The organism is Nonomuraea sp. NPDC050643, assembly GCF_040654715.1.
In the GTDB taxonomy this organism is placed as follows: domain Bacteria; phylum Actinomycetota; class Actinomycetes; order Streptosporangiales; family Streptosporangiaceae; genus Nonomuraea.
Window position 1 is genome coordinate 11031 of the sequence record NZ_JBFAIM010000033.1, and the last position, 18582, is coordinate 29612.

Annotated in this window: 9 protein-coding genes and 1 pseudogene; 7 read left to right on the forward strand and 3 right to left on the reverse strand. The window is 72.6% G+C overall.

The window, feature by feature from the left end; genetic code table 11:
• Positions 1-64: 64 nt before the first annotated feature.
• Positions 65-6154, reverse strand: a complete 6090-nt coding sequence (locus tag AB0I15_RS35955; RefSeq protein ID WP_358105617.1) for an RHS repeat-associated core domain-containing protein — start codon at positions 6152-6154, stop codon at positions 65-67.
• Positions 6155-6255: 101 nt separating this feature from the next.
• Positions 6256-9729, reverse strand: a complete 3474-nt coding sequence (locus AB0I15_RS35960; RefSeq protein ID WP_358105620.1) for a LamG domain-containing protein — start codon at positions 9727-9729, stop codon at positions 6256-6258.
• 129 nt (positions 9730-9858) lie between these two features.
• Here AB0I15_RS35960 and AB0I15_RS35965 point away from each other — a divergent pair, with 129 nt between their 5' ends.
• From AB0I15_RS35965 to AB0I15_RS35980, 4 genes are all read left to right on the forward strand, one after another.
• Positions 9859-10044 (forward strand): hypothetical protein, encoded by a 186-nt coding sequence (locus AB0I15_RS35965; protein ID WP_358105623.1) that lies wholly within the window; start codon positions 9859-9861, stop codon positions 10042-10044.
• Positions 10041-10778 (forward strand): PmoA family protein, encoded by a 738-nt coding sequence (locus tag AB0I15_RS35970; RefSeq protein ID WP_358105626.1) that lies wholly within the window; start codon positions 10041-10043, stop codon positions 10776-10778. The genes AB0I15_RS35965 and AB0I15_RS35970 overlap by 4 nt, the downstream gene beginning before the upstream one ends.
• Positions 10772-11329 carry a hypothetical protein gene (locus tag AB0I15_RS35975; RefSeq protein ID WP_358105629.1) on the forward strand — a complete coding sequence of 186 codons (558 nt, stop codon included), beginning with the start codon at positions 10772-10774 and terminating at the stop codon, positions 11327-11329. Before AB0I15_RS35970 ends, AB0I15_RS35975 begins: the two co-directional genes overlap by 7 nt.
• 88 nt (positions 11330-11417) lie before the next feature.
• Positions 11418-11849 (forward strand): ABC transporter substrate-binding protein, encoded by a 432-nt coding sequence (locus AB0I15_RS35980; protein WP_358105632.1) that lies wholly within the window; start codon positions 11418-11420, stop codon positions 11847-11849.
• 646 nt (positions 11850-12495) lie between these two features.
• Here the strand turns inward: AB0I15_RS35980 and AB0I15_RS35985 are convergent.
• Positions 12496-16056 carry an alpha-N-acetylglucosaminidase TIM-barrel domain-containing protein gene (locus tag AB0I15_RS35985; protein WP_358105635.1) on the reverse strand — a complete coding sequence of 1187 codons (3561 nt, stop codon included), beginning with the start codon at positions 16054-16056 and terminating at the stop codon, positions 12496-12498.
• Positions 16057-16232: 176 nt separating this feature from the next.
• Between AB0I15_RS35985 and AB0I15_RS35990 the strand changes: the two genes are divergently transcribed.
• The 3 genes and pseudogenes from AB0I15_RS35990 (at position 16233) to AB0I15_RS36000 (ending at position 18514) form a co-directional block, all read left to right on the forward strand.
• Positions 16233-17075, forward strand: coding sequence for a class II aldolase/adducin family protein (locus AB0I15_RS35990; protein WP_358105854.1), 843 nt, complete (start codon positions 16233-16235; stop codon positions 17073-17075).
• A 37-nt stretch (positions 17076-17112) separates the two neighbouring features.
• Positions 17113-17418, forward strand: a pseudogene (locus tag AB0I15_RS35995) (FAD/NAD(P)-binding protein); the annotation flags it as partial.
• Between the two features lie 619 nt (positions 17419-18037).
• Positions 18038-18514, forward strand: coding sequence for a hypothetical protein (locus AB0I15_RS36000; RefSeq protein ID WP_358105866.1), 477 nt, complete (start codon positions 18038-18040; stop codon positions 18512-18514).
• Positions 18515-18582: the final 68 nt, after the last annotated feature.

Sequence of the window (18582 nt, forward strand, 5' to 3'; positions counted from 1 at the left end):
CATCGGCGACCCGGACCGCTCACCGTAGCCGAGTGGCTGCCCGGGTCGCCCGCCGCGCGTCCGTTCACCAGTTGTAGATGCGTACCACCTCGGTGTTCGACCTGCCGGCGTTGACGAGGAAGCCCGGGCCGCCGCCGTAGGAGCCGACGTACGTGCCGTTGCCCCACGCGACCGCGCCCTCCCCGGTGGAGACGAAGTCGAAGGGACCCGCCAGATCCTGTTCGGCGGTCCTGGCGTTCGACACCTGGATCCCTCCCCCGAGACCGACGCCGGCGCCGAAGCTGCCCCTGGGGGTCGCGTCGGTGGCCTCCCAGAAGATGCCCTTCTTGTCCATGCCGACGCAGTGCTCGACGCTGGCGTTGCCGACGAGGGCGACTCCCCAGTTCACGCACCCGGCGACCGTGCCCCTGCCGACCTTCTGCATGATCACGCAGCCCATGCCGGCCCACCACGGGCAGTCGCCCTCCTCTTTCTTGCCGGGCTTGTCCGCGGGTTGCCGGTCCAGGTCGATCACCACGACCTCGGCCGCCTCCTCCCGCCTGCGCTCACAGGCGTTCGCCGAGCCGCACGCCGGCCCGCGCCGGCTGATCCGGTGGTCGCAGGCGCTGGCCGAACCGCAGGTCGACCTGGGCCGCTCCCGGTGGATGCGGCGCTCGCAGGCGTTCGCGGAGCCGCACGTGGGCTTCTTGACCTGGCTCGGCGGGTTCGGCTTGAGCGTGCCGCCGTTGCAGTCGCCCGGGTTGCGCCGGCAGTAGTCGCGCTCGTCGGGGTCGAACAGGCCGGTCGGGTCGCTGCGGGTGACGGGGGCGTTGTGCGCGTACGCGTACCCGTTGATCTGCAGCGGGTCGCCCTCGTCGGTGACGGGGTCGTCGGACAGGAACCGGCCCGTCGCCGGGTCGTACTCGCGCGCCCCCAGATGCGTGGTCCCGGTGCCGTCCACCGTGCCGCCGAGGAAGCCCCGCTCGTTGGGCCAGGTGACGGGCGCGCCGCGCAGCGCGCCGAAGGGGGTCTGGCGGCGGACGGTGATCGCCTGGGTGGTGGCGGTGACCGCCGCCTGCGCGGTGGCCTGCCGGTCGCCGGCGAGCCAGGTCAGGCCGCTCGCGGGGGCGCGCGAGCCGACGATCTCCCCGGCGTGCGCGTAGTAGCGGGTGGCGGCCTTGACGTCGCCGCCGGTCAGGCGCAGGTCCTGTCCGGGCAGGTAGAGCGTCCTGCCGCCGGGGTCGCGGCGCAGCAGCCGCTGCCCGCCCGCGTCGTAGACGTACTCGGTGGTGCCGGTGGCGTCCTTGCTGGTGGCAAGGTGGCTCTCGGCGTCCCAGGTCAGCGTGCGCGTGCCGGCCGCGGCCGGCTGGGTGGTCGTGTTGCCGGTCGCGTCGTAGCCGTACGTGCCGGTGGTGGCGGTGCCGGTCGGCGGGCGGGTGGTCAGCGACCGCAGGGTGTGCGGCCGGTCGGAGTCCGCGCCGCTCGGCGGGTAGGCGTAGGTCTGTGTGGTGTCCCCGGCGGCGGCGTGGGAGACGGCGGTGAGCCGGTTACCGGTCCTGGGGTCGTGGGTGAAGCTCTGCCAGTACGGCGCGGGCCCGCCGAGCGCGGAGACGGAACGGCCCGCCGCGCAGTCGCCCGCCGCGGGCGTCCACGCCTCGGTGAGCTGGCGCAGGTGGTCGTAGGCGAAGCACTGGGTGTCGCCGGCGGCGGCGTCGGCCAGCCTGGTGACGTTGCCCATCGGGTCGTAGGAGTAGCGCCAGTCGGACACCAGCGACGGCGCGGTCTCGCGGGTGGTGCGGATGCTCGCCAGGCGGCGCGTCCCCTCCTCGTAGTAGCGGCCGGTGTCCAGGATCTTGCCCGAGTCGTGGCGGCGGCCGACCACGGCGGGCTCGCCGTAACGGGTGTACTGCGTGCCGTCCACGAGGGAGACGTCCTCGCCGTCGCCGGACAGGTTCGTACGCAGGGTGACGGGCAGGCCGAGCGCGTTGTAGCCGATGGTGAGCCGCTCCGCGGGAAGCCCGCCGGCGGCGGGCAGCGTGGTGCTCGCCGGGGATCCGTCGGGCCGGTAGGTGTACCTGTACGTGTAGGTGCCCGCCAGCCCGCCCTCCGCGCCGGGGACGGTGATGGCCCGCCCGGTGGGGCGGTACTCGTCGTCGTACCCGGTGACCTCGTCGGTGTAGGCGGCGCCCGCCTCGTGGCGGATCGCGGCGTCCGGCTGCCCCTTGGCCAGCGAGTCGTACGTCCACTCGGCCCGCTTGGCCCCGGCCGGTCCGTCGTCGCGGACGGTGGTCCTGCGGCCCAGGAGGTCGTAGGTGTAGGCGACGACCTCGCCGCGGGCGTCGGTCTGCGAGATCACGTCACCCGCGTCGTCGTGGACGGTGGTGGTCCGGCCCTTGTCCGGGTCGTCGGTCATGGTCTGACGGCCGCGCAGGTCGTAGCCGCGCTCCCAGCGGTTGCCCGCGGGGTCGATGACGGCCGTGAGCCGGCCCTTGCGGTCGTAGGTGTAGGTCGTGGTGTCGAACGCGCCGGTCGGCGTCGCGGCCCGGTACTGGCGCAGCGCCACCGTGTGGCCCTGCGCGTCGGTGACCGTGGAGGTGGCGGTGCCGCCCGCCGGCGGCGTGGTGTCCACCCGGTCACCGGCGTACGCGGTCGTGGTCCGCCACTTCTCGGCCGACTTGGCGTAGGTGATCTCGGCCGTCACGCGGCTCGCCCCGTCGTAGACGGTACGGGTCCAGGACGGGATCTGCGCGTCGGGCAGCGGCAGGAACAGGTTCGTCGCCGGGGCTCCGTCCGTGACGTAGTCGTCGTTGACCCGCACCACCCTGCCCGCGGTGTCGTACAGGGTGTCGGTGAGGATCTTGCCTCCGCCCGAGCCGGCCTCGGGACGCTGGGTCTGCCGGTGGCGCAGCAGCCCGTCGAACAGCTCGTACGAGGTCGTGTAGGCGCCCGAGGCGTTGACCGTGGAGGTGGTCACCACGCCGGGACCGTTGTCGCGGACCTGGTAGGCGTAGGTGGTGGAGGCCGGGTCGCCGCCGGCCTTGTCGCGGCCGGGCCGCCACACCGCGGTGAGCCTGCCGAGGCCGTCGTAGGTCAGGTCGGTGCGGCGCCCGTTGGGGTCGACGGCCGAGGTGCGCGTCCCCCACGCCGGGTCCAGGGTCGTGGCGGTGACCCAGCCGAGCCCGTTCGTCTCCGTCGTGGCGGTGACCGGACCGCCGGTGGCCGGGGTGTAGGCGGTGGTGGTCGTGTTGCCTCGGACGTCCGTGCCGGTCAGCGGCCGTCCGTGCGTGTCGTGGGTGGCCGTGGAGGTGGTGACGTACTGGGGTGTCCCACCGCTGTGGGCCTTGAGCTCCTCGGTCGCGCTGACCGCGCCCTTCACCGGCGCGGTCAGGCGGTCCTGCTGGTCGTAGCGGGTGTACCCGTCGGAGATGACGTCGTCCTCGCCCATGCCGCCTGCGGCCACGGCGGCGCAGCCGGCGGCGAACTCCTGGCCGCGCTGCACGTAGGACACCAGCCAGGCCGTGGTGTTGCGCGGCGCGTACGTCGTCAGCGTGCACCGCTCGTCCCCGTCGGAGGCCAGGTCGCCCAGGTCCTCCTCCTTGACCGCCATGCCCAGCGCGTCGAACGAGGTCCTGGTGCCGGTGCGCCGCCATCCCCGGCCGCCGTCGAGCGCCGCGCGGGCGTTCTCGGCCTGGACGCCGGTGAAGCGGGCGTGCACCGTTGAGCCGTCGATGGTCCGCGTGGCCGTGGGCGCCGACTGCCAGGGGTCCTTGATCACCGCCTCCGTCACCGCGCCGCCCGGCCCGTTGTGGGTGAGCTCCTCGCGCGGCATGCCCGCGTAGGCGTCCAGGTCGGCGACGGCCGCCCCCTCGGAGGCCTGCACCGACACCGTACGGGTGCCGGACGGCAGCCTGTCGCCGTGCATGCCCCGGAAGTACAGGGTCTCGGTGCGGGTCTGCTCGCCCGGGTCGCCCTTCGTCACCCGCACCCTGGAGTAGCCGCGCCACACCGACCAGGTCTTGTACCTGTCCTCGATCAGCCCGTCGTCGTCGGTGTAGTGCCAGGCCGGGGCGCCCACGTACTCGTAGGAGGTGATCGAGCGCGGCGAGCGCCCGTTCGAGGGCAGCGCCAGGTCCGTCTCGGTGACCGTGGTCACCACGTACTTGTGGAAGTAGTCGAGGATCGGGGCGGTGGCGCCCTGCGGCGTCCAGCGCGCCGGGTAGCAGCGCAGCCCGTTCGACTCCGGCGCCGACGGCATGCGCGAGCCGCGCACGCAGTTCTGCGGCGAGTAGGTGACGTCGACGCTGCCGCCGGTCTCGGTGTCGATGTGGGCGACGCGCCACCAGTTCATCGCGGGGTGGCCCTCGGTGGCGTCCACCCGGTTGGGGAGCTGCGTGCCGACGAAGCCGACGTCGGGCACGCTGGCGCCGCCGCCGCTGTGACCGATCCGGTCCAGCCAGAGCCCGGCCCTGGTGCCGTCGCCCGGGTCGGGGAAGGAGTGGGTGAGCGTCCAGGACTCCACGTCCCGGTAGGCGGTGCCGGTCCGCACCCTGGTCGTGACCTTGGCCAGCCGCTTGGCGGTCCAGAACGTGGGCGAGCCGACGTAGCACGGGCTCGCCTTGCACTCCTGGTCCCAGGGCGTGTCCGGCCAGTGCGCGGCGTCGCGGGCCGAGCAGCCCGACAGGCACCGGTCCGCCGTGGTCACGGCCACCTGCATGGGCGCGGTGCCGTACGCGGTGTCGGAGCGGGTGCCGTAGTCGATCCTGGTCAGGTGGCCGCCGCGCACGTACGCGCTCAGCGCGGTGGGCGTGGCGTTGGCGGCGTAGGCGTTGGTCTCCTTGGCGTACCAGTACGACATGGTGTTGCCGAAGGGGTCCACCACGTGGTCGAGGTTCCAGCGCCACGCCTGCGCGCACGAGGACGCGGCGAATCCGGCGGCGTGGCACGGCTCGCCGGCGTGGTTGCCGTGCACCGGGACCGTCCAGGCCGCCGCCGTCTCCGCCTTGCCGCTGCTCCAGCCGGGCAGCCGGTTGCGGCCGAACCAGTACTGGGTCCCGTCCGGCGTGGTGACCACCCAGTGCTCTCCGCGGTCTTCGTCGCCGCCGCCGTCGCCGTTGGCCGCGCCCGTACGGTGTTCGACGCGCGAGCCGTCCTCCGAGCGGGCGTGCCAGGTGCCGTCTGCGGCCTTGAGCAGCTCCGTCGAGGAGCCGTTCAGCGACAGGACGGCGTTGTCGCGCGCCCAGCACAGGTCGCCGGTCCTGGCCGTGTTGTTCGCGCCCGTCCCCATGTCGGCGGCGCACGGCTGGTAGCGCCGCTCGACGAACCCCGGCGCCCAGTCGAAGCCCTCGCCCGCCCACGACGGCTGGTTGTTGGAGGCGGGCATGCGGCCGTCCACGGAGGCCGACGAGTAGCCCAGCTCGATCCGCGGCGCCGGGCCGCCCAGGGACGGCGGGGTGCGCATCGGATAGGACCAGGAGAACGAGCCGGAGTTGCCGCCCGCCGACCACGCCCAGGACGGCTGCAGCGAGGTCGCCGCGTAGTCGCCCGCCGGTCCGGACGGCTCGGCGGCCAGCGCGAGCAGGGTGCCCGCCTGGCCCAGCGGCTCGTCGAGCGCGGCGGACACGGTGCCCGCCGCGGGATCGTTGTCGGTGGCGAGCGTGCGCGTGCGGCAGCCCTCGCACTGCGGCAGGGCCAGGACGCGCAGCCTGGACGCCCAGTCGGCGCCGTAGGCATGGCGGAAGCCGGAGTAGTCGACCGTGAGGCGGACCTTGCCGGTGTCCGGCGCCCCGGACACGCGCAGCAGCAAGCCGTTGCCGCCCTCGGCGCGGCCCATCAGCTCGACCCGGACCGGCTGGGCGCCCGCGGAGGCGGCCACCCACACGGGCAGGTCGCCCGCCCGCTGCCCCTGGCCGGCGGTGGGGACCGCGTCGGCGGTGGCCGCCTTCGGCCAGACCGCCTCGGCCGCGGTGAACGGCCTCCCCGTCGCCCTGCGGTGGTCACCGCTGGTCAGGGGCACGGCCGCCACCGGCACCGACGGGTCGTCCTGGGGGCGCAGCCGCTCGTACGCGGCACTCGACGCGGCGGCGGGCGGCACCGACAGCAGTTGCGCCAGTAGGACGAGCCCCGTACCCAGCGCCATGACCCGCTGGCCGACGCGTACGGCATGAACGGACAACATCACGCGCACCTCATGTCTCAGGGAGTTCGCAAGCAGGGAGTTCGCAAGCAGGGAGTTCGCAAGCAGGGGGTTCGGGGCCGTGGGTCCGGAGTCCGGAGGGCTCAGGGCTCGGCCAGCCTGGCGATCTGGGCCGGGGACAGGATCCCCGCGTACACGCGCACGTCGTCGAGCGCGCCGTTCCAGCGGTCGGAGATGTTCGCCACGCCGTCGGTGCCGGCGTACAGGCCGCGCCCGAGCGTCAGCGGCCCGGCCGCGTTCCAGTACATCCGCACGGGCGCGACGGCGTCGGCCACGCCGTCCACGGCGTTGACGTACAGCCGCAGCTCCCCCGTGGTCGCGTCGTGCACCCCCACCAGGTGGACCCATTCGCCGACGTCCTCGGGGAGCGCGGCGGCGCCCGCGGTCTGCCACGAGCCCTGGTCGGGCGCGCCCTCGAAGGAGTCGGCGGTCTTCACCGCCAGCCGCCAGCGCGGCGGCGACTTGCCGCTGTAGCCGAGGTAGAAGCCGCTGACCTTGGCGCCGTCCTGACCGACGGCGTTGACGTTCCAGGTCACGGCCTGGTCGAGCCGGACCCAGGCGGCGACGCTGTAGGACTGGTCGGTGCGGATCGCGGGGCCGCCGGTGACCAGCCAGCCGGAGCCGTTCAGCAGGGCGGCCCCGGGGTCGGTCTCCTGCCGGTGGTCGGCGTCCCAGGTCGTGGCCGGCGTCGCGGTGGCGTCGCGGCCGTACGGGCCGCCGTCCGACCCGTCGCCGTCCAGGGACCAGCGGCCCACCGGTGTGGCGGCCATCGGGGCGGCCTCCGCTGCTGCCACGACCCGGTCCCAGACGCGTACGTCGGAGATCTCGCCCGACCAGTAGTTCTGCCGCACGTCCGCGGCCAGGGCGCGGCCGATCGCCAGCGGGCCCGTCGCGTTCCAGGGCTGCGGCCGGGCGGTGCTGCCGTTGTGCACGCCGTTGACGTACAGGTGGATCAGCCCGGACTGCGCGTCGTAGACGCCCAGCAGATGCGTCCAGACGTTCGGCACGACGACGGCCGTGGAGATCACCTTGTCGGTCGTCGCCGGCGCGGTGTCGGTCCTGTGGGTCGCGAACGTCCACCTGCTGCCGTTCTTCTGCAGGAAGAACGGGCTGGTGTGGGCGCCCTCCTGGCTGACCGCCGTCTGGAAGGTGGGGGCGGCGTCGGCCAGCCGCACCCAGGCGGCCACGCTGAAGCTCTTCGCGGTGTTCAGCACCGGCGTCCGGGTGATCGCGTACGATCCCGCGCCGTCGAAGCGGGCCGCCGTGGGCGCCGTGGCGGCCGGGCCGTCCAGCAGCCGCCCCGGCACTCCGGTCACCACCGCGCTCGGCGCCGCGTCGTGGAGGTCGCCGCGCTCGTTGCGGTCGGCCAGCGTCGTCGCGCCCGCGGGCTCGTCGAGCCGCCAGCTCCCGGCGGGCGCCGTGGCCGAGCCGACGTTGAACGTGTACGCCGCCAGCGGCCCGAGGTGTCCGGCCCGGTCCACGGCGACCGCGTACAGGGTGATCTGCCCGCCGGAGGTGGGATCGTCCTGCTTGGGGGGCGGCGGCGTGAGCTGGAGCGTGACCGGCGCGCCGACGGCCGGCGCCGTCACGGCCGTGGTGGGCGGGTCCTCCCAGCCCCACCGGTAGCCGGTGACGTCGGGATCCTTGGCCGGGTCGGCCACGGCGAGGGTGAACGGCGCGGTGAGCCCGACCGAACCGTAGAACTGGTCGAGGTCGTCCCCGTACACCGGTGAGGTGACCTTCGGCTCGAGTTGCGGGCCGGCGGTGTCCACCTCGAACTCGCAGTAGCCCGACCACGCCGACGCGTCCGTGCCCGAGGAGCCGCTGTAGGACCACGGGTCGAGGGTCTGCGCGCGCCAGCGGTAGACGCCCCCGCTCACCAGTCCCGAGCCGATCCGTACCTGGCCGGTGGCGCCGGGACGCAGGCTCGACTGCGTCCCGGACCCGAGCGCCGACCAGGTGCCCGAGGTCAGGCGCTCCCAGGCGAAGGAGGCCCGCAGGTCCGTTTCGGCGGTGTCGGCGTCGGCGACGACGCCGCGCAGGGTCGGCGTCGCCGTCGACAGCACGGGCCGCCCGGTCCCCGACGCGCAGCCGCGCCCGTCGGTGCTCAGGCCGGTCGGCACCCCCGGCCTGGAGTTGTAGACGACCACGAGCCTGCTGGAGCCCGGCGCGAACTTCTTCCACCAGGACTCGACGCCCTCGTCGGTACCGTCGGACTGGCGGGCCGACAGGACCAGCGTGTACTCCGTCCAGTTGGCGGTGGCGCCGGCCTGCACGTCGGCGGTGAGCCCGTTGCCGAACTCCATCGGCATGTCCGGCTGCGGGTCGCCGGAGCAACTCCCGCTGCCCTTGTGGGCGTGACCGCTGCGCTGGTCGAGCCACTTGGACAGCGCCGACCCCGGCCACGCCGCCCGTCCCGCCGCCTGGCCCGTGCCCCGGTACAGGTTGACCGGGGTCGCGCCGCACGACCACGAGTGCGTCAGCGTGATCCCGAACGTCGCCCTGATCACGTGCTTGCCCCGGATGCCGGAGACGTCGAAGGCGAAGGAGGAGCGGTACAGGGCGCCGCTGTCGGGGCTTCTGCCGACCCGGGCCGCGCTGTTGTCGTTGTTCTCGTTGGCGCTGTTGGCGAAGCCCCAGCGCTTGTTGCCCTTGGCGTAGGAGGGGTCGATGTAGACCGGGTAGACCGTGCCGGGGCCGTTCAGGAGGTCCTCGTCGGGCTTCAGCTCCAGCGCCGCCGGCGACACGGCCAGCCCGAGGCGGGCGCGCCGGGCGCCCTCGCCCGGCTGGACGGACGTCGAACCGGCGTCCTCACCGGGTCGCGTCGTCCGGGCGTGCTCACCTGATCGGCCGGAGTCCCACATGAGGGGCTCTCCCGCGCTCAGCGCCACCGGGCCAACGGGCCGGGACGCCTCGATCCCGCCCCCTGCCGCGCGCGGAACGAGATCGCCCGACACACCGAACCGGATCGCGCGCAGCGCCGGGTCGGCGGCGGCCTCGCGGTCCTTGACCACCAGCACATGGGCGAACCCGCCGGCCGTGGCGCGCGCCTCCAGGTCCACGCCGGGCCGCACGTCCCGGTAGACCGCCGTGTCGCCCCTCAGCACCGGCGCGGGGAGCGTCCCGGGCCACGAGAGCGCGAACGTGCCCTCCTCCGTCGCGAACACCGCGAACGGGCCGTCCCCGCCCGCCGAGAAGCGGACGTCCGCCGCCGCCGCCGGCCGGACCGCGTTTCCTTGCCGCCGCAGCGTGGTGTCCGGCTCCGCCCAGGCGCCGGACGGGAGCCGCACCCGCACCGGCTCCGCGTACTGCTCCAGGGTGCGGGTGCCGTCCGGGTTGACCAGCGTCCTCGACCGGTCGGTGCGCTGGGACGGCAACTCGACCGGCGCGTTCGAGGCGCGTGCCGAGACGAGCGCGGCCTTCTCCTCCGGCGGCGCCCCCGCCGCCTCGCTCATCGTGCCGGCCGGGCGCGCGGCCACGAGGGCGGCGCAGGCCAACGACGTGGCCATGACGATCGCGAGCCGCCTCGGCCACCCGGCCGCGGATAAACCGTTCATTGCCGTCGCTCCATTCCCCTGACGCGAACAGCTATTCATCTCAGTTGATGAAGACGGCGTCACGGTAAACCGAAACGGAGCATCCCGTCAACTAGTGACAGGAAAACCTGCTGGGCTCACTCATTTCAGTTGATCGGCACGGCCGCTCACGGCGACAGCGGCCGGCAGACGCTCGAGTTCATCACCGCCCTGTACAAGTCGGCGTTCACCGACACCCTGGTCCGCGCGGGCGACATCGGCCCCGGCGACCCCTACTACACCGAGCTGCACGGCGGCGCCCCGGGCTGGGCGCCCGCCAGGAAGGACCACGCATGACCCTGGCACTGACCCACGCCCACGGCGACCGCGTCACCGTCGCGTACGAGGCGACCGGGACAGAGCTGTTCGCCTACGTCTACCGGCCCGAAGCCGCATGGGAGGCGCCCAAGCCCTACCTGCACCCGATCCGGACCCTGTCCGGCGGCCTCGTCACCGACTACCGCCCCAACGACCACCGCTGGCACAAGGGACTGCAGTTGACGGCCTCCCACCTGTCGGGCCAGAACCTGTGGGGCGGCAACACCTACGTGCACGGCGAGGGATATCTGGCACTGCCGGAGAAGGTCGGCTCGATGGCCCACGTCGCCTTCGACGAGGTCCACGCGGCGGGCGACCGCGCCGTCATCGCCGAGCGCCTGACCTGGCACCCGTACGAGGGCGAGCCGTGGGCCGAGGAGGAGCGCCGCGTCGAGGTGTGCGACGTCGACCTGATGGGCAGCCAGGCTTGCTGGCTGGCGTACGTCGGTGAGCACGACGGGCGCGACGGCCACGCCACGCTCGTCTTCGAACACGCCCCGGCCAACGACCACGCGGGCGAGAAGGGCGCGCACCCGGCGCACTGGTTCGTGCGCAGCGACCCGTTCGCCGCGGTCGCCCCGTCCTGGGCGTTCCACGAGGAGCTGGTCCTCGCCCCCGGCGACACGCTCACCCGCGGCCACCGCATCCTCGTCGCCGACGGCGCCTGGGACCGTGAGCGGGTCGCCGCGCACGTGGCGGGGCGCGCATGGTGAGCGCGACGTACGACGGGTTCCCGGCGGCGGTCGGCGTGTCCCGGCTGCGCGTGTACGACTGGCCCACCGTCGACGGCCGGCCCGGCGGCGGCACCCCGCACCTGCACCTCACGTGCAGCGAGGGGTACATGGTGACGGCTGGCCGGGGAACCGTGCAGACCCTCACCGCCTCAGGCCACCAGGAGACGCCCCTGGAACCGGGTGTCGTGGCGTGGTTCACGCCCGGCACGATCCACCGCCTGACCAGCGACGGCGACCTGGCGACCCACCGCTTCCTGGAGCTGCGTGAGGCCACCGAAAGCGGCGACCCGGAACCACTGGCCGCCTTCCACCGGGCGGCGGCCGAGCTGGTGCGGTCCCGGCTGGACGCGTGGGAGCGGCGCTGGCGCGACGGCGCGCACGCCGCCGCGACGGCGACACAGGCCCAGTTCGGCGCTCTGCGCGACCGTGAGGAGCGGTATCTGGCCGAGGCCCGGGTCGCCGCGACCGGTCCCGGCGCACGCGGACGCTCCGGCATGTGCGGCCGTCTGGACGTCTACCCGGACCTCTGACGGCGCGCCCGTCATCGCGCGCCCGTCATCACGCGCCCGTCATCGCGCACCCGTCCTTCTGCGCCGCTCCCATCCCTGGAAGGCTGTCATGCCCGATCCCCGAAGTGGCCGGCGCCGGCTCCCGTGCCGCCGGGCCGTCCTGGCCGCGGCCACCGCCGGTCTCACCATCGCCTCGGCGTCCACCCTCTCCGCCTGCTCCGCCGCGGACGGCGGAACCTCCACCGGAGTCACCCTCACCTTCTCCTGGTGGGGCAACGACGACCGTGCCGCGCGCACCGAGCAGGCCGTGCGGCTCTTCGAGAAGGAACATCCCGGTGTCACCGTCCGCACGTCGAACGCGGACTTCGGCTCGTACCTGCAGAAGCTGGCCACGCAGGCCGCGGGCGGCGGCATCCCGGACGTGGCCCAGCTCGACTACCGGCAGGTCTCCCCGTACGCGGGCGGCGGCTTTTTCGCTGCTGTTCATCGTCGCTCTCCGAAGGACATGTGCCCATGGGATCTCCAGTATGTCGAGTCCTGAACATATCGATCGATCGATATGTTCAGCGATGAATGGCGGCGGCCGGGAGTTCGAACCACGCGGACTTGCTCGCCGAGCCGACGTCACTGCCCCAGCAGCAGGCGAGCGCGTCGAGCAGTCGCAGCCCGTAGCCGCCCTCGTCGTGTCCGGGCCGGGCCGGCAGCAGGGGGCGGCGGGATGCCGGTCCTCGACCTCGCAGCGCAGGAACCCGTCGACCAGCCAAACGGTGAGTCGCACCGGTCCGGGCGCGTGGCGTACGGCATTGGTGATCAGCTCGCTGACCAGGAGTTCGGCGTCTTCGGCGAGGTCGCGCAGGCTCGCGTCGGCCAGTTGTGCCCGCAGGAGCGAGCGGGCCACGGGCACGGAGACGACGTCGTCCGGCAACGTCCAGGACACCGCCCCCACGTGGTCCGTCCGGACGGGCGTGGCGTTCGCGGGATCCGTGGCACTCATGCCGGGCCTCGATCGGGTTCGAAGTGACAGGCCCTGATGGCGGCGCATACGCATGATCGCGCCCTTTCTGTGGCGGACAGTGGATTCACCTATAAACATATCGATCGTTCGATATATTCTCCAACAAAGGGAATCGAGATCTTTGATAGGTGAACTCTTCCCCCGGAACCGGCGGGCTCCGGGGGAAGGCGGGTCATGCTCTCGGTGTGCCGTACGCACTGACCTCTGTGAGGTGGAACGACAAGTTCGCGCTGTTGTACGTGCCGACCACCCGGACGTGGCGGGCCCTGGCCTCCATGGTCAGCGTGTCCCCGGCGTCGGTCGCGGCCCGGGTGCCCCGCCGTCCGCCGAGGGTGTACCAGGTGACGCCGTCGAGACTCCCCTCCAGCCGGTACTCGTAGTAGCGCTCACCCCCGACGTAGTTGCGTACGGTGACGCGTGAGAGGTCGTTGACCGCCCCCAGGTCGACCTGCCACCAGGTGGTGTCCCAGTCCATCTGGCCGGCGAAGTACGGCGAGTTGTCCCGGTCGCCGTCGTTGGCGTGTTCGGGGTTCCGGTTCGGTTCCCAGCTCAGCGCCTTGACCGGTCTGCGGAGGCTGCGCAGTGTGTCCCCCGCGCTGTCGCGTGCGGTCGACGGGGCCGACACGGGGTCGGTCAGCGTCGCGATCGCCTCCTGACCGGTGTGGCGGTTGGCCGCGCTGACGAACAGGCCCACGTCGAGCGTGGCCTCCGCGCCCGGGACACGGGCCGATCCGACCAGCGACCAGTTCTTGCCGTCGCTGCTGCAGGAGCCGGTGAGCCGGTCGCCGGACTTGCCGATGCGCACCCGTACGGGTGGTGCGAACCCGCCCACCTCGGTGTAGGAGTCGAGCTGCCCGTCGCTGTCCGAATCCCAGCTGAAGACACAGCCGCGGCCGGGGGTGACGGCGATGTTCGCGTAGCCGGTGGACCCGGCGGCGGCCAGGTTGTCGCTCACCACCAGCCCGGTCCTGGTCCAGTCCGCCGCGCCGTCCTGCCGCAGCACCGTGCTCGTGAGCTGCCGTCCGCCGGCCAGGGCGTCCTTGCGGTAGGCCGTGGCCAGTTCGTTGGTCGCCCGCCACAGGTCCGCGCCGCCCGCCGCGATCGCGATCCCGCCGCTGACGGGGGCGAACTCGGCCTGCGTGCTGGCCATGGTCCGGTACGACGCGGGCGCGGCTCCGGCGACCAGCAGGTGGGTGGAGGCCCTGTCCTGCTGGGCGTCGATGCCGGATCCCCAGGAGGCGGTGGCGTTCAGCGCCGGGGTGTGGCCCGGGGTCGCGCCGGCGGGTACGGTCACCGTCCAGGTCGTGCTGAAGGTGCCGCCCGGGACCACCTGGTCGGCCCCGGTCGGGGCGGTCGGCCGCACCTGGTATCCGTCCGGGGCGTCGAGCCGGAGTACGACGTCGTCGGCGGGTCGCAGCCTGTTGTCGTTGGCGAAGGCGGCGGTGACCCGCACCGTGCCGCCCGGCTTGACGCCCTTGCGGTCGGCTCCGACGCTCACCGAGCCGTACGGCAGCCCGGCCACCTGGCTCGCCTCGACGTGGGCGTCGCCGCTGGGCTCGGCGGCCAGCTTGGTGCCGGCTCTGGCCCAGTCCTGGGCGACGGCCTGCCAGTCGATCGGATCGGGATACTCCTTGCCCGAGCGCAGCGCGGTCTTCAGGCTGTCGAAGAACAGTTTCCACCGCTTGGCGTAGTACTGCCCGACGAGGCCGTTCATCTCCCTGCGCGCGTAGTCCTGCAGATCGGTGCCGGTGGCCCAGAGCGTGACCAGCGACTTCAGGTTGTAGTCCAGGGTCGCCGCCTCGGCCGGCGTGGCGGCCTGCCGGTGGGCCTCGGCCTGCCAGGCTCCGAGCAGGAAGTTCTCGTCGGTGCCGAGCAGCCGGTCGAGCAGCCGCGTCCAGTCCAGCCATTGGCCGGTGAGGCGCTCGAACCGTTGGAGATCCTTGGTGCGGTACGCCGCGCGGATCCTGGGCAGCAGCAGCCGGCTGCGGTTGGCCAGCACCTGCCGGGCAACGTCGACCAGGTCGTAGCGGTAGGCGCCGGAACCGCGCAGGCCCTGGTCCACCTGGAGCAACTCGTCGAGCGCCGCGTCGAAGGCGGCGGGGTCGTACGGGAGCGGGTAGCCGGTGTTCGACAGGCCGGGCTCGTCGTCGTACAGGCCGGTCACGTGCCGGCTGTCGGCGCCGGCGGGCCAGCTGTAGACGGTGTCGAGGAGAATGCGCCATGCCGCCTTGGCGTGCGGGTCCTCGCCGCCGTACCGGGCGGTGGCGTAGTCGTCGAACCACGTGCGCATCTCGGCCGGGCCGTCCCGCCACGGCATGTCGGCGAAGAACGCGACCGCGGCCGGGTTGTTGTCGATGGCCTCGGGCATCAGCGCGATGCCGTTCATCGCCGTGCCGGGCTTGCCGCGCCAGGCGTGGAACTTCTCGTTCCACACCGTCAGCCTGGCGCCGAGGTTGAAGTGCCCGCCGAAGTTCCAGATGGTGCCGAACGCGTACCCGGTGCCGAGGAAGTCCTTGTCCCGGTCGGTGATGCCGGGCTCCTCACTGATGCCGTCGACGATGAACATCTTGCTGCGGTCGATGGCCTGGAGCGTCGCCGGCAGCGGGTTCTTCTGCCAGCCCAGGATCGCCCAGAGCGCCTGAGGGTGGGCGGTGTTCAAGGCCCGCTGCACCGCCTGTGAGGCCTTCGCGACGTCGACCGTCCCGGCCGTGCCGCCCTCGTGCAGCAGGTCCATCTTGTACATCGTGCTGGAGCCGAACAGCTCGGCCTGCACCTGGTAGAACTTCGCCGCCACCCGCGCGAACAGGGGGTTCGTCGGGTCGAGCCAGTGGGGGCGCTCCAGCCTGTTCCAGGTGCCCTGCGGGACCGTGTTGGCCGTCGGGTTGCGGGACGTGAAGTCCGTCGGCACGGTGCCGAAGTAGCCGGGCAGCACCGGGACCATGCCCAGCGAACGCAGGCGGTCGGTCATCTTGCGGCCGAGCTCGGCCCGCTGGTCGATGAGCTGCTGGGAGATCGGGCCGTCGGTGCAGCACATGTTCTGCAGCAGCCACCAGGCCTGGTGGCCCGGCTGCGGAATCCACGCGCGCATGTCCTGCTCCGAGTAGCCGAACTGCGTGAACGTACGCTGGTAGACCGCCTCCTGGCCCTCGTAGACGAGCACCTCGTTGATACCGCGCAGCGCCAGGACGTCGATCCGCCGCTGCCACTCCTCCCAGCTCAGGTAGGGCCCCGCGTAGCCCTGGTTGGTGTCGTTGAGCGCGAAGCGGTGATCGACCGAGGAGTCCTTGGCGATGGGCGCCGCGGGCAGCGGGAGCCGCTCCGGCAGCCCGATCTGGGAGCCGTTGATCGCGACGTCGGCGTGTGCCACGTGGCGCAGGTAGTATCCGAAGCCGGTCAGTTGCACGGCGGGCGTCGTACCGGCGACGACGATGCGGCCGTTCTCGGCCGTCACCTCGAACCGGTCCTGGCCCGTGCCCTTGTCGATCGTGCGCAGGGTGACCTGCTCGGCGCGCGACGTTCCGATCAACCGTTCAAGGGCCTGCGCGGCCGGGCCGTCGAGCGGGGCGGGCACCGACGGCGACGGCGACGGCGAGGGTGTGCCGGCCGCCGCGCCGGATGGGGAGACGAACGCGGTGGCGAGTACCGTGAGCAGGACGGCGATCGCCGTCAGGAACGGCCGCCAGCGGCGGGGTAAGACGGTGGCGGCGTTGTGCGGTTCGCGGGAGCGGGTCATAGGGCGGGCTACCTCCGGGCCGGGGAACAGATGCCGATCATGCGACCAGTGTGATCTTCGATCCGCGATTCGGCACCCCTGGCGCCGCCCTCATGGCCGCGACCGCCATCTATCGCGTTGCCCGGCCCCTGAGTCCGGGGAGACCCTGGAGCCACAGCCGCCGCCGGCCGGCACCGATACGGTCGGGCACGGTCGGCTGTGCGCACGCACGACGGCACCACGATTCCGGAGAAGACATGAATCTCGATCCCATCCCCACCGACCGGCTGACCTTCCGCCTGCCGCAGAAGTTCGACGACGTCGAGGAGGAGCGGCGGCACCGGCAGCAGCGCCTGGTCGCCGCGCTGCGGTTGTTCGGCAGGTTCGGCTTCGAGGAGGGCGTGGCCGGGCACATCACCGCCCGCGACCCCGAGCACCCCGACCACTTCTGGGTCAATCCGTTCGGCATGAGCTTCAAGCACATCAAGGTCAGCGACCTGATCCTGGTCAACCACGAGGGCCAGGTCGTCCACGGCGAATATCACGTCAATCAGGCCGCCTTCGCCATCCATTCGATGATCCACCAGGCCCGCCCGGACGCGGTCGCCGCCGCGCACTCCCACTCGGTGTACGGCAAGGCGCTGTCGTCGCTCGGCACCTGGCTGGAACCGCTGACCCAGGACGCCTGCGCCTTCTACGAGGATCACGGCCTGTTCGACGACTACACCGGCGTGGTCCTGGAGACCGAGGAGGGCCGCCGCATCGCCGCCGCGCTGGGCTCGCACAAGGCCGTCATCCTGCGCAATCACGGCCTGCTGACCGTGGGCGACTCCGTCGACGCCGCCGCCTGGTGGTTCATCACGATGGAGCGCTCCTGCCAGGCCCAACTCCTGGCCAAGGCGGCGGGCCCGACCGTGGCCATCGACCACGACCAGGCCAAACTCACCCACGGCCAGATCGGCAACGACCTCGTCGGCTGGATCAACTTCCAGCCGCTGTACGACCAGATCGTCCGCTCCGACACCGACATGTTCGAGTAGGCGCTCCTTTCCGGTCGCGGACGGCGGCTGGGGCACGGTGCTGGTCAACGCCCCACCCGCCCTCATGTCGATCCGCCACCTGGATCCCGGGCACTACGCGGCCTGGCTGGGCGAGCGTGGCCCCGCCCACCTCGACCGCCTGCTGGGGCAGCCGCTGGTTCCCCGCGCGCTCTACGGCGACTATCTGGAGCACACCGCCGAAGCGGCGTTGGCGGTGCTGCGCGAGCGGAGCCGGCACGTACGTGTGCTCGCCGCCCGCGTCACCGCGATGACCGGCTCCCGTGACCGGCTGGTGCTGCGCACCGAGAACGGGCAGGAGTACGAAGCCGATCACGCGGCCCTGTGCGTGGGAGCGGGGACGCCCCAGGACCACTACGACCTCGGCGGAGCCCCCGGCTTCGTGGCCGATCCGTACCCGCTGGCCCGCACGCTGCCGCAGGTGGCGGCCGAGAGCGCCGTGGCGGTCATCGGCAGCGGCCTGACCGCGGTCGACGTCGTCGTCTCTCTCGCCGCGCGCGGGCACACGGGGCCGATCAAACTGCTCTCGCGCGGCGGCTTGCTGCCGCATGTCTGGCAGCGCCCCCTCGATCACCGGCCACGGCATCTGACCGCCGAGCGGGTGGCCACCCTGCACCGTGAACGCGGCGCCGTCACCCTCGACGACGTCACCCTCGACGACCTCACCCACCTGCTGCGCGCCGAGCCGGCCCACGCCGGGGAGGGCTTCGACGCCTTCGTGGCCGACCTGCTGGCGGCCCGGTCCGAAGACCCGGGGCGGCGGTTGCGGCGGCTTCACCTCGGCCGACCTGGAGGACGGCGTTTTCCTCCCCCACATGCCGAACTCCCTCGACCAGCAGGACGTGCATCCGTCCCGCTCACGACCGATCCGCGCACCATGCTGAGAAGTAAGGCCTTCGCTACTTTCAGTCTCGCTCGCGCTGGTTCGGGAGGACTCTGGAAGCATGTCGAAGACGACGCCAAGGGCAGAGCGAACGGCGGGTTCGCGGCTGTGGCGGGTCGTGGCGCTCGCCGCGCTGGTGGTGTCGCTGGTGGCGGGGCCGCAGCGGTTCCTCGCCGATTCGCTGACCTTGCCTGTGGATGTGCTGAAGACTGTGGATCAACGGATCAGCGTGGTGGCCATGTTCACCGGCATGACGCTCGGCGTGGCCGCGCTGGCGATCGCCGTACTGAGGTTGCGCGCCCAGAAGCGCACCGCCCGAACCTCGCTGACTGCTACCACCGCTTCCGGCACGCCCGCCGCCGACCAGACGCCGCCCCGGGTGTCGGCCGAGAACGCGCGGTCGGTCATCATGAGCGGCGATGACTCCGGCATCGTTTCGACCGCTGAAAGCATGGGAAACATGCAGATTTCGGCGCAGGCCTCAAGCCTGCGCCGGGTGCATCGGGGCGGCGACGGCCAAGCCGTCAACCAGCGATGATGGCCGCCCCACCGGGCGATCCGCTTGAGCCGCCGCCGAGCGTCCGGCTACAGGGCAGCGCCGGTGAG

Excerpts from the sequence above, each read along its gene's own strand:
- AB0I15_RS35955 (WP_358105617.1), bottom strand. The coding sequence starts at position 6,154 with ATGTTGTCCGTTCATGCCGTACGCGTCGGCCAGCGGGTCATGGCGCTG.
- AB0I15_RS35960 (WP_358105620.1), bottom strand. The coding sequence starts at position 9,729 with ATGAACGGTTTATCCGCGGCCGGGTGGCCGAGGCGGCTCGCGATCGTC.
- AB0I15_RS35970 (WP_358105626.1), top strand. The coding sequence starts at position 10,041 with ATGACCCTGGCACTGACCCACGCCCACGGCGACCGCGTCACCGTCGCG.
- AB0I15_RS35975 (WP_358105629.1), top strand. The coding sequence starts at position 10,772 with ATGGTGAGCGCGACGTACGACGGGTTCCCGGCGGCGGTCGGCGTGTCC.
- AB0I15_RS35980 (WP_358105632.1), top strand. The coding sequence starts at position 11,418 with ATGCCCGATCCCCGAAGTGGCCGGCGCCGGCTCCCGTGCCGCCGGGCC.
- AB0I15_RS35985 (WP_358105635.1), bottom strand. The coding sequence starts at position 16,056 with ATGACCCGCTCCCGCGAACCGCACAACGCCGCCACCGTCTTACCCCGC.
- AB0I15_RS36000 (WP_358105866.1), top strand. The coding sequence starts at position 18,038 with ATGTCGAAGACGACGCCAAGGGCAGAGCGAACGGCGGGTTCGCGGCTG.